Source organism: Gordonibacter sp. 28C (genome assembly GCF_003339845.1).
In the GTDB taxonomy this organism is placed as follows: Bacteria; Actinomycetota; Coriobacteriia; order Coriobacteriales; family Eggerthellaceae; genus Gordonibacter.
Map to the genome: position 1 here is coordinate 256,598 of NZ_PPTR01000004.1, position 13,938 is coordinate 270,535.

The following is a 13,938-nucleotide window of genomic DNA, read 5'->3' on the forward strand; positions in this document are numbered from 1 at the left end:
CTCAGGATGACGGTCTGCCAAGCCCGAGCCGTTGAAAAGGCGCGGGCTTGCGATGTCCTTAGTCCAGCGCCACCAGGAAGAAGTTCATGAACGGCGAACCGACGAGCCACATGGCCGCGCGCAGCGCTATCGCGGCGACAAAGCCCGCCACCAGGGCGATCGTGCCCCAGGCAAGCGCGTTCCCAGGCCGCTTCATCGCCACCGCACCGCAAACGACAACCACCGCCGCGGCCACGAACAGGGCGACCACCCACGCGATGGCGCCGTTCTGCGCCTCGGCCAGGTACGACCCCGCCGCGATGCAGAAGGCGGCGGCCAGCACGGCTCCCAGGGCGCCGCCGATCACGGCAAGCAGACCCGCAAAGGACACGGCCGCGTCGCCCCGCTTCTGAACGGCCTTCATGAACAGGTTGAGGCCGGCACCGGCCGAAGCGGCCGTGCCGAAGTACGCGAGCGGCAAGGCGATCGTCTGCCATGCGGGGCGGGCCTCCATCAGGTAGGACGAGCCGCACATGTAGGTGAACACCACGCCCACGATCAGCGCCAGCACGCCCGTCACGGTGCGCGCCGTCTTGGACGAGCCGCGCACCAACAGCACGAAGTACACGGCCAGGATCACGCACAGCACGCCGATCATAGCCGCCTCGACGAAGATGCCGGACGTGGGATGGTTCAGCGCCTCCAGAATGCGGTCGACATGGCTCAGGTGCATGACCGACATGCAGCCGCCGACAGCCACGAGCACGAAGGAAACGATGGTCTCCGCCCTGTTGGGCTCCTCGTCCTTCTTGAGCAGATGCCCCAGCATCGAGCAGGCGAACAGCCATGCGCCGGCCCCGCTGACAACGGTGAACAGGACCAATGCCCATTGGATTTCCATTAGTCCACGCTCCCCTCGGTCGTCACGTACAAGTTGGTGGTCTGGGTCAGGTCGTCAGCGCGCCACTCGCCGAACCTTGGCGAGAGGATGTAGGCGGAAAGCGGCCCGTTGCCTGCGTCAGGCAGGTGGTGGATCGCGTCGGGCGACGCCGCCGCCAATTCCTTCGACACATCGGAGTTCGGGTCGTCCAAGTCGCCGTAGAAGCGCGCCTTGCCGCAGCAGTTCTTCACGCACGCCGGCTTCTCTCCTGCGGCAGTCAGGTGGTTGCACAGCGTGCACTTCTCCACCACGCGCTGCTCTTTGTTCCAGCTACGCACGCCGTAGGGGCAGGCCATCATGCAGTACTTGCAGCCGATGCACTTCTCCTTGTTCACCAGCACCATGCCGGTGGCCTCGTCGCGATACGACGCGCCGGTGGGGCACACGTGCGTGCAGGGCGAGTCCTCGCACTGCTGGCACATCGTCGGCAGCCAGTAGGTGGACACGTCGGGGAATTCGCCGAACGGTTCCACCTGCACCACCTTGTTCCAACGCTCGCCCAAAGCGATATCGTTCTCCATCTTGCACGCCACTTCACAGGCATAGCAGCCGATGCAGCGGTCGAGGTTGATTACCAAGCAATTACGCGCCATAGACGGCATTACCTCCTCCGGTGTTCTCAGACGGTTCGGGCAGCCACGGGGTGAAGTCCTCGGGCTCGGTCCACACGCCCTCGGGCGCGCCGTCGGCCTTGGTTATCTTGATGGTGATGCCGCGCAGCGTGTAGGTTCCGTACACGTCGTTGAACGGGCACTCGTCGTTGTTCTGGGTAAGCAGGTTGATGTTCATGACCTGCCACGCGCGGTTCGGGTCGTCCGAGTCCAACAGCTCGGGGTTCCAGTAACGCTCCTGGTAGATGACCTTCGGAGCCACGCTCTTGGTGATGCGGGCGCGGCCCTGGGTCTTGCCGCGGCGCGACTCCAACCACAGCCAGTCGCCGTTCTCGATGCCGATCTCCTTGGCCGTTTCGGGATTGATCCACGTTTCCGGATACGGATACATCTCGCGCGTGTAGGGCGTGTTGCGCAGCGTGCCGTGATGGAAGAACGGCAGGCGGCCCTGGGTGAGCACGTAGGGGTACTCGGTGTCGGTAAGCGGCGACTCGAACGGTTCCAAGTAGTACGGCAGCGGGTTGTAGTTGTCGGACTTCGGATACACGTCGCTGGCCGGCTCCATGGTGCCCGTGCCGTCGACCGCGCCCGTGTTGCCCAGCAGGATGTTGCCGTCGAAGTACGGCTCGCAGCGGCGGCTCGTGGTGTGGAAGCCCGCGGGAAGGGACGGGTTGTCCTCGTCGGGGAACAGGTGGCTGTTGTACGACTTCGCCGCGTACTCCTCGATGGTCTGGTATTCGCTGGGCGCCTGCGCGTCGAACTTCTCCCAGTTCCAGTCGTCGCGATCGTAGTAGAAGCTGCCCACGAAATAGCCCACGTAATCCTTGTACTCCTCGTAGGTGCGCCAGTACGTGCCGTAGAACTTGCCCGCGATGTCGGGGTTGAAGGAGTCGATGGCGCGTTGATGGCCGCGCTCGGCCAGTGCCGCCGCCAGCCACGACCAGTGCATGCACTCGTCCACGCACTCGTAGAGCTGCGTGCAGGGGCGGCGGATGGCGTAGGTGTTCAGGCGGTCCTGCGCGTAGGCGGTCTCGAGCCATTCGGCGGTGGGCAGCACGTAGTCGGCCAGGCAGACGCTCGTGGTGGTCCAATGCATGTACATGTGCACGTTCAGATCGGTGGTCATCATGGCGTTGTAGAAGCGCGTGGCGTTGCCGATCATGGCCAGCTTGTTGCCGCTGCGCTCGATCCAGATGCGCGGACGGTAGGGCTCGCCGGTCTCGATGGCCTTGAGCACCGTGGGGATATGGCTGGCCAGCCAGTGGCCGAGACCCTTGTGCTCGGTGTAACCGAGGCGCGCGTTGGCCTCTTCCTCGGGCATGCGCAGCGGATGGTCGGGATGGTGCAGGCCGAACGGCTGCACCACGTAGTTGCACGGCTCGACGTAGCAGGGGCGGTCCTGCACGATGGACCCCGGCTGGCGGATGCAGCCCATGAGGATGTCCAGGATGGCGTCGCCCTGCGCGGCCTGCGCGGAGTTGCGCGCCTGGTCGGTCGCCACGCCCAGAGAGATGCCGGCGTTCGGGCAGCCCTCCACATAGATGTTGATGGCCTTTTCAATGTCGTCGGCGTTGAGCCAGCAGATGTCGGCCGCCTTATCCAGCGTCCATTCGGCCACGTGGTCCTTCATAATTTGGAACGCGGTGCGGGCCTTCTCGCCGTTCGGCAGCTCGTAGGTGCCGAACATCTGGGGGTCGAGGGCGGGGTCGAAGGGATAGGGCATGGCCTTCGCGCCGTTGGTTGCTTTGTCCCACACCACGTACTCGTCGTCGGCACCCAGGCCCAGATCGCTCGCACGGTAGGTGAGGCCGGTGGCCTCGTTCACCAGGAAAGGCAGGTTCGTCCACTCGCGGCAGAAGTCCTTGTCCCACAGCTCGTTCTCGATGATGTAGTTCATCCAGGCCAGCATGAGCGCCACGTCGGTGCCGGGGCGGATGGCCAGCCACACGTCGGCGCGCGCGGCGTCGGGCGTGAGGCGCGGGTCGATGACCACCGTTTTCATGCCGTTGTTGCGCAGGTCGGTGACCACACGGCCCGTGGAGCCGATGCCGTGGTAGCTGGGTCCCACGCCCCACATGACGTAGGTTTTCGTGGGCGTGCACAAGGAGTCGGGCAAGATGCCGGGCAGGTACACCTCGGTCACCGGGCCGTCGGCCAGCGACGTGTCGGCCGTGCCGTTCAGGCAGAACTCCATGTGGTTGCGCGGCAGGTAGCACTGCGCGCAGCCGGGCTCGAAGAAGTTGCCGCCGCCCCATACGGAAAGGAAGCGCGCCGGGCTGAAGAACTGCGGGTTTCCGCCGCCTCCCGTGGAGCACACAAGGCTCTTCGGGCCTTCCTTCTGGTAGTACTCCCACATCACGTCGGCGATCTCGTTGATGGCCTGCTCCCAGGAGATGCGCTCCCATTCGTTGGAGCCGCGCTCCCCCACGCGCTTCATGGGGTACTTGATGCGGTTGGGGTTGTAGAGTGCCTGGATGCCGGCGAGGCCCTTCACGCAGGCAGCGCCCTTGTTCATGGGATCGTCCGGATCGCCTTCGAGCTTGACGACTTTGCCGTCGCGCACGTGGGCGATCATGCCGCAGTTGTTGAGGCAGGCGCGGCAGATGGTCCTGACCTTCTGCGTCTCGCTCGACTCGGCCGCGACGGCGGGTTCGACGTGCACCAAGTTCGACCCCACCGAACCGCTCATCGCGGCGGCGGCAGCAGCGAAGGCGCCGAGCTTCACGAAGCCGCGTCTGCTGATATCTGTAGTAGCCAAAACGTTCCTTCCCTTCTCGTCCGTGTTTGTTGCTGATCGTGCTTTTCGGAGCCTGCGGGCGTCCCCTACGGCTGGATCCGACAAGGTTTCGAGGCCGACTGCATGTCCGACGCGCGTTTCGGCCCCCTGTCGCGCGCCCCCTCCGACCGCACCCGGGGCGCCGCCATGCAAAGACGGGCACCCCTGGGCGGAGGATGTTCCCGGGCCTGGGGAGGGAGGGGGTGGAGGCCCGGGACGGATAGGTTAGGCGGCGGCGTGGGCCTTGCCCGCGTCGGTCGTGCGCCACGTCCCCTGCCAGGCGATGCCGCCCGCCGACTCGAGCGCGTCGATGAAGTACTGGGGGTACACGGCGGCCCGCTTCGTGACGGGATTGGGCTGGGCTTGGGGCATGTCGCCGACGATGCGCTCGAGCTCTTCGCGCGTCGCGCCCTGTTCGGCGTCGCAAGCGTCGAGGATGGCTGCGAACACGTCGCGGTAAAGGGGCCTGTCGGCAATCAGCGCGCGGAGCGTCCTGCCGGGCGCGTACGCCTCGAGCAGCTCATGGCCCACGTCGGTGACGGAGAGGCGCTCTTCGGCGACGGCGTCTTCCGACACGCTGTCGTCGAACTGCATGTCTTCGATGGTGCCGTCGTAGGGTTCTCCGTCGACGAGCACCTGCTCGCCCAGCGCCCCGCCGCGCAGAAGGATGTCGACACAGGCGGACGGGCTTTGACGGTACGCGTCGTCCCACGATCCGAGCGCGGTTTGCTCCAGAGACGAGCGGCTCTCGCCTGCACGCCGTTCGGCCAAAGACAATATGGTGAGCAACGGTTTCTTGAGCAGCGGGTTGTGCTCGATCAATTCGTTCGCCACGATGGGCCCCCTTCGTTTCTCGTCGTACGGGGGTCGGTGCGCAGCGACGCGCCGCATGTTCGCAAGCGACGTCCCTACCCGCTCCCCGCCTCGTCCTCCTTCAACCCTCGCTGCGAGTATAGGGAGCGGCCGGGGGTGCGCGCATGGCCCTAAAGGGACGTTTCGTGCGGCCCGATGTGGTGATTCTCAGGCATTCAAAAAGGACTAGTCACCTTGTTTTCGCTGGTGGAAGTTATTCTCAATTTGCTATTTAATCTAAGTGTCCAATCATGGAAAACCGAGACGGGATCCCGCGCCGGCCGCCCTCTTCCGCATGCTTCCGCGCTGGAACGCTTCGCGCGGCGGCAACGCAGCCTCCCGCACAGCGCGAGCCGAATACGACAGCGGCGCGCCGCACGTGCAGCTCTCCGCCAGTTGTGGAGTTTCGCGCACAAGCGGGGCGTTTCGCGAGGTTCTGGACGGCGCGCGGCCCCCGAACCCCCATACTGAACAACTGCTTCACGCGAAATTCTTTCCTGTATTCTCTTTGCGCACGCTGATGACGCTCACGGATAGCAGAAAGCAGCTCGAGTCAAGCGCAATGCACGCCGCAGGAGCGGGTGCGAAAGCGGAATGCGGGCCGCATGGGCGGCCGTCCGCCGAAGAGAAACGGAATACCCCTATGACGAAATTCGCCGACCTCGGCCTGTCCAAAGACGCCCTCGCGGCTGTGGAGCGTCTTGGCTACGAGAACCCCACCCCCGTCCAAGAGCAGGCCATCCCGCTGGTTCTGGAAGGCCGCGACCTCATCGCCGCCGCCAGCACCGGCACCGGCAAGACGGCCGCGTTCCTGCTGCCCATCCTGAGCACGCTTCCCCGCGTGAAGGGCCGCAACCGCGCGCCGCGCGTGCTGGTGGTGAGCCCCACCCGCGAGCTCGCCCAGCAGATCGCCCGCACGTGCATGCAGATCTCGCGCAAGACCGGCCACTTCACCACCACGGTGTTCGGCGGCACGCCCTACGGCCCGCAGATCAAAGAGCTGCGCGGCGGCACCGACGTGCTCATCGCCACCCCCGGCCGCCTGATGGACCTCATGAAGCGCGGCGTGGTGGACCTGCGCAGCATCCAGGCGCTCGTGCTGGACGAGGCCGACCGCATGCTGGACATGGGCTTCCTGCCCGACGTCACCACCATCGTGAACGCCACGCCGGAGTGCCGCCAGACGCTGCTGTTCTCGGCCACCATCGACCGCTCCATCGAGAAGAACCTGGGCACGCTGCTGAAGGACCCGGCCATCGTGGAGGTCGCCCGCAACGGCGAGACGGCCAAGACGGTCGAGCAGTTCATGATGCCCATCAGGAACTACGACAAGCCGGAGCTTTTGCAGGCCGTGCTGCGCGAGAAGGGCTCCGAGCGCATCATCGTGTTCGCCCGCACGAAGAACCGCACCGAGGACTGCGCCGAGGCGCTGTGCGACGCCGGCTTCCGCGCCGAGTCCATCCACTCCGACAAGTCGCAGGGTGCCCGTCGTCGCGCGCTGGAGAACTTCCGCCGCGGCAAGACGTCCATCCTCGTGGCCACCGACGTGCTGGCGCGCGGCATCGACGTGCCCGACGTGGACCACGTCATCAACTTCGATCTGCCCGACATGCCCGAGGACTACGTGCACCGCATCGGCCGCACGGGCCGCGCGGGCGAGAAGGGCTACGCCATCTCGTTCGTCACCCGCGAGACCAGCCGCACCCTCAAGGACATCGAGCGCCTCATCGGCAAGGACATCCCCTTCATGGAACTCGAGACCTACCAGCTTGACATCGCCGTGCTGAAGCCGAAGAAGGGCGGCGCGAAAGGCGCCGGCTCGAAGCCGTACGGCAAGCGTCCCGCTGGCAAGTCCTACGGCAAAGGCGGCTACCGCAAGACCGAGGACCGCTCCGGCGGCAAGCCTTCGTACGGCAAGAGCTTCGAGGGCAAGGGCGGCGCCAAGCGTTCGGGCGAGGCCGCGGGCGCCACAGGCCGCAGCGACGCCAAGGGCGGCAAGCGCTTCGAGCACGACGGTGCCAAGCGCGCCGGCAACGGCTACGACCGCACGGGTGCGGGCAAGCGCTCCGGCAAGCCGGCGAGCGCCCGCAACGAGAAGAGCTTCGACAAGCCGTACCGCGAAGGCGGCAAGCCGGCGAAGAAGCAGCGCTCCAAAAAGGGCGACGGCGGCTACGACTACAGCCGCTTCACCAAGAACGAGAGCGTCGAGGTGGAGAGCCGCTAAGGGGGCAGTCTAGTATTTCCAAGCTGACCATTCCAAAAGAGCCGCATCGTATGATGCGGCTCTTTTAGGTTCTATAAAGACGAACCGGGTTGACCGATGTTCCGGATATCCCTCACTCCCCCAGATCCAGCTTGCCCACGTTGAAGCCGTCAGCCAGGGAGCTCGGGGCCAGCAAAACGCCCTTCGAGTCCTTGGCCCCCTCGTAGGCAAGGTTCATGGCGCGCAGCTTCATGGCGCGGGGGTTGCGGTCGTACACCTCGGCCGCCTCCACGAACATCTCGGAGATATCCTTCTCCACCTCGGCCAGGATGATGCGGGCGTTGCGCTCGCGCTCGGCCTGGGCCTCCTTCGACAGCGCGTCCTGCAGCTCTTGCGGGATCATGATGTCGCGGATCTCCACCGAGATCACCGTCACGCCCCACTGCTCGCACTTCTTGCCCAGCATCTCCTCCAGGTCGCGATCGATCTGCTTGCGGCGCGTGGATATATCGGCCAGGTTCAGCTGGCCTATCACGTCGCGCATGGCCGTCTGGGCCGAGCGCAGCACGGCCTTGGGGTAGTTCTCCACCTCCAGGCACGCCTTCTCGGCGTCCCACACCATCCAGAACAGGATGGCGTCCACGTCCACCGGCACGAGGTCGGCCGTGAGCGCCGCCTCGGCGGAGAACGAGGCGGTGGTGATGCGCTGGTCCACGTGGATGGCCGCGTACTCGACGAACGGAATGCAGCAGTACAGCCCCGGCCCGGCGATGCGGTTGAACTTGCCGAGACGCAGAATGGCCACGCGCTCCCAATGCGGCGCGATGCGCACCGACGTGGCGGCCAAGAAGCCCACCGCGACGGAGGCGGCGACGGTCAGCGGCGACGCGAACGCAAGCGTCAACAGGAACGGCACCAGGAATCCCACCGCGAACACGGCGAGGAAGAACAGGTACACGCCCCCACGGGAAGCGTCGTTGGCTTCGAGCTCCGTTTTGGCGATCTTCCGTTCGCCCTGCACTTCGCTTCCGGCTCCATTACGCTTGAACAATCCCATCGTCGCCCCTCCGATCGATCGTCGTTCACTCCGCTTCGCCCGCTGCGGACAGCCGACCCTTCACCAAGTCGGCGATGTCCTGGCGGGGCACGCCCAGCTCCCGGCACTGGCGGATGAACTCGTCCGCGAGGAACTCGACCTCGGACTTCGCCGCCTCCGCCTCGACGGGGCCCCGCTCGGCCACGAACGTGCCCTTGCCGCGCTTCGACACGATGTAGCCGTCCCGCTCGATGTCCTGGTACACCTTGCTCACCGTGTTGTAGTTCACGCCCAGATCAACGGCCAGTTCGCGCACGGTGGGCAGCTTGTCGCCAACCTGGAATTTTCCAGACGCTATCAGGTATATCAAACGATTGCGCAATTGAAGCCACAGCGGTATGCCGCTGTCGCTGTCGATGGTGATCTGCACGGTTTGATTGGCGGCGCTCACTCTGAGAAGTCCCCACCTTCGTTCGCCAAGCTGTTTCGTCACATGATAGCATTCCTCGTCCCGCTTGCCACGCAGGTCGTCAACGACATCGAGGCTCCGCGCGGCCGACCTGGAGGGAGGGTTGGCCGACCGGGCGGAGCCTGCGAACCGGACGTCCCGCCGGGTCGGCGAACGCCGACCCTTGGGGAGCTCGCAAAGGTGCGATGGCTAGGCGAGGTCGAGCTCCTCTCGCTCGAAAGCCAGGAATCGCCGCGTGGTTTCGGCGAGCCCGCGGTACAGGCCCAGCTTCGCGCGCTTCTCCAAATCGTCGCAAAGCTGCGGGACCCATGCGAGCAGATGGTCGCGAACGAACGCGCGCTGCTCCTCGCGCGCGGCAGCGGCGGCGGCTTCGTCGCCCACCGATGCCGCGTCGAGTTCCCTGCGGCAGAGCCGCGCCATGAACTCGAGCTCGATGGCCACGTGGTCTTCGGGAACGTTCAAATCCCCGCTCCGCTCGAACCCCGCGCTGCGGTAGGCCGCGAGCACCTCGTCGCGGGCCTTCTGCATGAGCAGGCGCTCGGCGCTCGTGTACACCGACTCATAGGGAAACACCGGGTCGGCGGACATGTTCAGCAGCAGCGCCGCGAACTCGGCCGCCGCCTCCGTTCGCACGGAGGCGAGGTCGGCGGACGGAAGCTCGGCCACGAACCGGCCCAGCTCTCCCTCGAGCTGCGGAGGCTGCTCGGCCAAACGCGCCAGGAACTCCTCCGTCACCTCTTCAAGGAACATGTGTGACAGAAACGAGTACGTGGCCTCCCTCGCCTCGCAACTCGCGCGATCGACATGCGCTTCCATATCCGCCTCCCTCTACGTACGTGTCCTGTCCTCTACGATATCAGCATAACCACGTTCTGGGCCGCCTGCAGCGCCGCCGGGCTGATGAGCGCGGCATGCAAGCCGGCCGACAGCACCAGGAAACGCAGCGTGAACCCGCCGACGAGAGCGCAGGTGGCGCCTCCCACCGGCACGGCGGGCGCAATCTTGCCGCCGCCTTTCCGCCGCGACACCACGATCTGAACCAGGGCAGCCGCAAGCGGAACGCCCAGCCCCACGACAACCACGAGCAGCCAGAACTGAACGCTCAGCACGCCGTCCGTAAGCAGCCCCACCGACAGCGCCTCGTTTGCGCCCGCGCCTTGCATGGTCAGCACGAACGCCGCCAGCACGACAGCCTCCAAAACCACCAGGCACACCACCGCCGTTTCAAGGGCCGTGCGCACCCCGTGCACGCCTTCGTCCTTCTCCACCACCGTGGCGAAGATGGCCACCGCCGCCACGCCCGTGTCGAGCGCCGACACGGTGAACAGAACCGGCAACAGCCACGAGCCCCACAGCGGGATGGCCGGCGCCGCGCTCAACAGCACGCCCGTGTACGCCGCCACAGCGAGCGCGCACGGAATGCCGATGATGGCGAGCGCCTTGTTGATGCCGTCGCGCGCCCGACCGAGCGGTTTCACGACCGATCCCAGCCAGTCGGCTATCTTGTCGGTGGTGAACAGCGCGCTCAACGCGAACACGATGATCGTGGCGAACAGAAGCCACGCTCCCACCGTCATCCACGACGAGCCGTTCACGAAGCTCTTGAACAGTATCATGGCCTGGAAGGGCTTCGCCACCTCGGACACCAGCGCTATTAGGCCGATGGCCAAAGCGGCAACCGCCGTCCACACGCCGCCCGTCACGGTTTTCTTGAACCGTCCCGGCTTCGCCAGGCGCAAGATGGACACCGTCAGAAACGCGCCCGCGCCCAAACCGCCGAGGAACAAGTATATCGCCGGCAGCCAACTCCAGGTCGTCTGCAACTCAACCATGAGTGTTCCTCCTTTCCGTCATGTCAGCCGGGAGCGACCCGGGCCTCGCGGCCCCGGGCCCCCGACGTCGAGTTGTCACGACACGACGACCGAGGGCTTCGTCGCGCTGTCGGCCATCTGCCTCGCCTTTTTGCCGGCCACCTTGTCGGCCAGCTCGCCCATCTCCCCGTACTGCAGGGCCTGCGTGGGACACGTGGCCACGCAGTGCGGCATGTCGCCCGGCGTCACGCCGTTGCCGATGCAGCAGTCGCACTTGTCCATGCCGGTCTCGGTGTACTGGGGCACGCCGAACGGGCAGGCGAAGAAGCAGTAGCGGCAGCCGATGCACTTCTCCTTGTCCACCACCACGATGCCGTCCTCGCCGCGCTTCGAGATGGCGCCCGCCGGGCACACCTTCGCGCAGGCGGGGTCGCCGCAGTGCATGCAGGACATCGACACGAACTTCCGCGTGACGTTCGGGAACGTTCCGCTTTCAACCTCGTGGACCTTGCGCCGGGCGATGGTTCCCGCCTCGATGCCGTTCCACTGCTTGCAGGCCACCTCGCACGCCCAGCACTTGATGCAGCGCTCGGTGTCCATATAGAAGCCGTATTGTTTCGCCATGGCTAGTTACCCTCCTCCAGCTTGCTGATCTTCACGAGCGTCTGCTTCGACATGGCCGAGTTGAACGGGTCGAAGTTCTCCGGCTCGGCGTCGTACAGCACGTTGATCTCGCTGCCGCCGTCCAGATGCTCGTAACCGGGCAGGTCGAGTTCCTCGCAGGGCTGCCACCAGCCGCGACGCGACATGAGCACGTCGGGCGCGATGCTCTCCAGGTAGCGCGCCACCATCTTCACCCAGCCGTGCTTCGACTCGATCTTCACCCAGTCGCCGTCGGCGATGTCGTACTGCTTCGCCGTTGCGGGGTTGATCTTCACCCAGGGGTACGGTTGCAGCTCGCGCAGGTAGGGAACGTCCACGTAGTAGCTGTGGTTGCACAGGCGGTACGCATGCACGTCGGAAATGACCAGCGGGTACTCTTGAGCGATGTCGGGCGTGCCCGCGATGCTCTCGGCCGGTCCGTTGTACACGGGCAGCGGGGATATCATGCCGGTGTCGTCGCAGTTCGGCTTGTTGCCGATCCATTCGTTGTAGCACTGCACCTTGCCGTTCGGCAGGCTGGCGAACATCTTCTCGTAGTCCTGGTACTTCGGCTCGGTGGCCTTCGCGCCGTCGGTGCGCTCCACGAAGATGCCCTTGTTGGCGGCGCGCAGCTCCTCCAGGTCGATGCCGGAGCCGTCCAGCTGCTCGCGCAGGCAGGCGTCCATGTCGCCGTTCCAGAAGTCCTCGCCGTAGCCCATGCGCACGGCCAGGTCGAGGTAGTACTCCCAGTCGGAACGCGACTCGCCCATGGGCTCCGCGATCTTCTGGTTGATGGCGATGAACGTTCCGTCGGTACTGTTCTTCGTGCCGAACTGCTGGTCGGTCTCGTAGTTCGTGCAGGCGGGCAGCACGTAGTCGGCGAAATCGCACGACGAGTTCCACTGCGTGTCCATGACCACGTAGAAGTCCAGCTTCTTCAGCGCCTCCTCGACCTTCTTGGGCTGGCGCGTGGCGGAAAGCGGGTTCGACGACTGGCCGAATATGCAGCGCAGCGGATAGGGCTCCTCGGTGAGGATGCTCATGATGCCCTTGTAATAGGCCGTGGTGGGGCCGGACTCCTGCGTGTCCATGGTCTGGAACCAACGCGGCGTCTCGGGGCCCACGAGGTCGGACACGCCGGCCATGTAGCCCTTCTCCTCGTCTTCCTTGCTCATGGGGAGCTTCTCGGTGAGCTCGTCGACGCCCTTCGTCTTGATGAGCGACGGGGGCGAGACCATGGCCGCGCCGCCGCCGCCCGCGATGCCCAGGTTGCCGGTGATGGCCTCGATGAGGCAGGCGCAGGCCACGGTCCAGTGGCCGTCGTTCTGCTGGTCGCCGATGCCGTTGCCGATGTTGATGCCCATGGGCTTCACGGTGCCCATCGTGCGGGCAACCTCGTAGATCTGCTCCACCGGAATGCCCGTGATGGGGGAAGCCCACTCGGGCGTGTACTGCTTGATGTGCTCGGCCAGCTGGTCGAAGCCGCTGCACCAGTTCTCGACGAAGTCGTGGTCGTACAGGTCCTCCCCGATGATGACGTTCAGGAAGGCCATGGCCAGCGCGCCGTCCGTGCCGGGGCGCACAGGCACCCAGATGTCGGCCTTCGCGGCCAGCCCGTCCTGCATGGGACGGATGTCGATAACCTTGAGGCCCTTCTCGATGGCGTTGAGGCGAGCGTACGGGTTGCCTTGGTTGACGGCGGAGTTCTCGCTGTTATAGCCCCACACCACCAGAAGCTTCGTCTTGCCCAACTGGCCGGGGGCCGTGTCGGTTGCCTGCGCGTGCTTCGGCCCGCCGATGGTCACCAAGCGCGAGAACATGCGCTGCGAGTTGCAGATGGCGCTGTGCATGTAGTTCGGGCTGCCGTGCACGTTCAGGAAACGGCGGCCCATCGTGCCGAGCACCGCGTAGAACTGCGGCGAGAGCACGCCGTAGGACTTGGCGCCGTACTGCTCCTTCTGCTCGAGCAGCTTCGCGGCGATGGCGTCCATGGCCTCGTCCCACGTGCAGCGCTCGAACTTGCCCTCGCCCTTCTCGCCCGTGCGCTTCATGGGATACAGAATGCGACCGGGCGCGTAGAGCACGGCCATGGCCGCGTTGCCCTTCGCGCAGAGGCTGCGGCTGCCGCGGCCCCAGTTGTTGCCCGCTTCGGGGTTGCCCTCGACGTTCGTCCAACGCCCGTCCTTGATGTAGCACAGCGTCGAGCAATGCGTACGGGCGGGACCGCACATCTGGCACCAAGCGTGGCGGACTTCCACCTCGCCCGAGGCGACGCCGGCCTCGCCGGCGGGGCTCGGTTTGAGCGTCTCCTGGCTCGCACAGCCCGTAAGCGCGGCCATCGCGCCCAGAGCGGCCGTTCCCTGCAGGAACGCGCGCCTCGTCAGCTTCCCTTCCTGTGTCATGCCCTTCCTCCTGTCTTCGTCTGGCTGGTTCGCCCGCAACTCCCTCCGTGCGGACAGCTTGCTTCGATGCCGCATCGGTTCGCATTCGGTCCGACTTCCAAGAAACGCGACGCTTCCGGCAAAACCGCGCACGGCTCCGCCGGGCCCTGAGGCCTGTGTGCATGACGCGTTGTCGAATGGATTGGACGATCGGATGCGACCGATGCGGACTAGTAGC

11 protein-coding genes are annotated in these 13,938 nt (G+C 65.6%); 1 reads left to right on the forward strand and 10 read right to left on the reverse strand.

All coding sequences use genetic code 11. The annotated features are described in order from the left end of the window. Positions 1 to 58: 58 nt before the first annotated feature. The 4 genes from C1878_RS07090 to C1878_RS07105 all read right to left on the reverse strand — a co-directional run bounded on the left by C1878_RS07090 (position 59) and on the right by C1878_RS07105 (position 5,140). On the reverse strand, positions 59 to 880 hold the full coding sequence (locus C1878_RS07090; RefSeq protein WP_114600915.1) for a DmsC/YnfH family molybdoenzyme membrane anchor subunit: 822 nt from the start codon (positions 878 to 880) through the stop codon (positions 59 to 61). Next, positions 880 to 1,512 (reverse strand): 4Fe-4S dicluster domain-containing protein, encoded by a 633-nt coding sequence (locus tag C1878_RS07095; protein WP_114600916.1) that lies wholly within the window; start codon positions 1,510 to 1,512, stop codon positions 880 to 882. Before C1878_RS07095 ends, C1878_RS07090 begins: the two co-directional genes overlap by 1 nt. Continuing rightward, positions 1,502 to 4,288, reverse strand: coding sequence for a molybdopterin-dependent oxidoreductase (locus tag C1878_RS07100; RefSeq protein ID WP_147272919.1), 2,787 nt, complete (start codon positions 4,286 to 4,288; stop codon positions 1,502 to 1,504). Before C1878_RS07100 ends, C1878_RS07095 begins: the two co-directional genes overlap by 11 nt. A gap of 243 nt (positions 4,289 to 4,531) precedes the next feature. Next, a complete protein-coding gene (locus tag C1878_RS07105; RefSeq protein WP_114600918.1) occupies positions 4,532 to 5,140 on the reverse strand; it encodes a hypothetical protein in 609 nt (202 codons plus the stop codon). A gap of 661 nt (positions 5,141 to 5,801) precedes the next feature. On the opposite strand from C1878_RS07105, the gene C1878_RS07110 reads away from it, so the two are divergent. Then, positions 5,802 to 7,382, forward strand: coding sequence for a DEAD/DEAH box helicase (locus C1878_RS07110; protein WP_114600919.1), 1,581 nt, complete (start codon positions 5,802 to 5,804; stop codon positions 7,380 to 7,382). Between the two features lie 112 nt (positions 7,383 to 7,494). On the opposite strand, the gene C1878_RS07115 is transcribed toward C1878_RS07110, so the two are convergent. From C1878_RS07115 to C1878_RS07140, 6 genes are all read right to left on the reverse strand, one after another. Next, positions 7,495 to 8,418, reverse strand: coding sequence for a slipin family protein (locus C1878_RS07115; RefSeq protein ID WP_114600920.1), 924 nt, complete (start codon positions 8,416 to 8,418; stop codon positions 7,495 to 7,497). A gap of 25 nt (positions 8,419 to 8,443) precedes the next feature. Further along, complete coding sequence (locus tag C1878_RS07120) at positions 8,444 to 8,890, reverse strand: GntR family transcriptional regulator (RefSeq protein WP_369833600.1); 447 nt, start codon at positions 8,888 to 8,890, stop codon at positions 8,444 to 8,446. A gap of 165 nt (positions 8,891 to 9,055) precedes the next feature. Beyond that, positions 9,056 to 9,682 carry a molecular chaperone gene (locus tag C1878_RS07125; RefSeq protein ID WP_114600921.1) on the reverse strand — a complete coding sequence of 209 codons (627 nt, stop codon included), beginning with the start codon at positions 9,680 to 9,682 and terminating at the stop codon, positions 9,056 to 9,058. Between the two features lie 32 nt (positions 9,683 to 9,714). Beyond that, positions 9,715 to 10,698: an NrfD/PsrC family molybdoenzyme membrane anchor subunit gene (gene nrfD / locus C1878_RS07130; protein WP_114600922.1), complete on the reverse strand. Its 984-nt coding sequence runs from the start codon at positions 10,696 to 10,698 to the stop codon at positions 9,715 to 9,717. Positions 10,699 to 10,773: 75 nt separating this feature from the next. After that, a complete protein-coding gene (locus C1878_RS07135) occupies positions 10,774 to 11,301 on the reverse strand; it encodes a 4Fe-4S dicluster domain-containing protein (protein WP_114600923.1) in 528 nt (175 codons plus the stop codon). Between the two features lie 2 nt (positions 11,302 to 11,303). Continuing rightward, positions 11,304 to 13,721, reverse strand: coding sequence for a molybdopterin-dependent oxidoreductase (locus tag C1878_RS07140; protein ID WP_158539754.1), 2,418 nt, complete (start codon positions 13,719 to 13,721; stop codon positions 11,304 to 11,306). Positions 13,722 to 13,938: the final 217 nt, after the last annotated feature.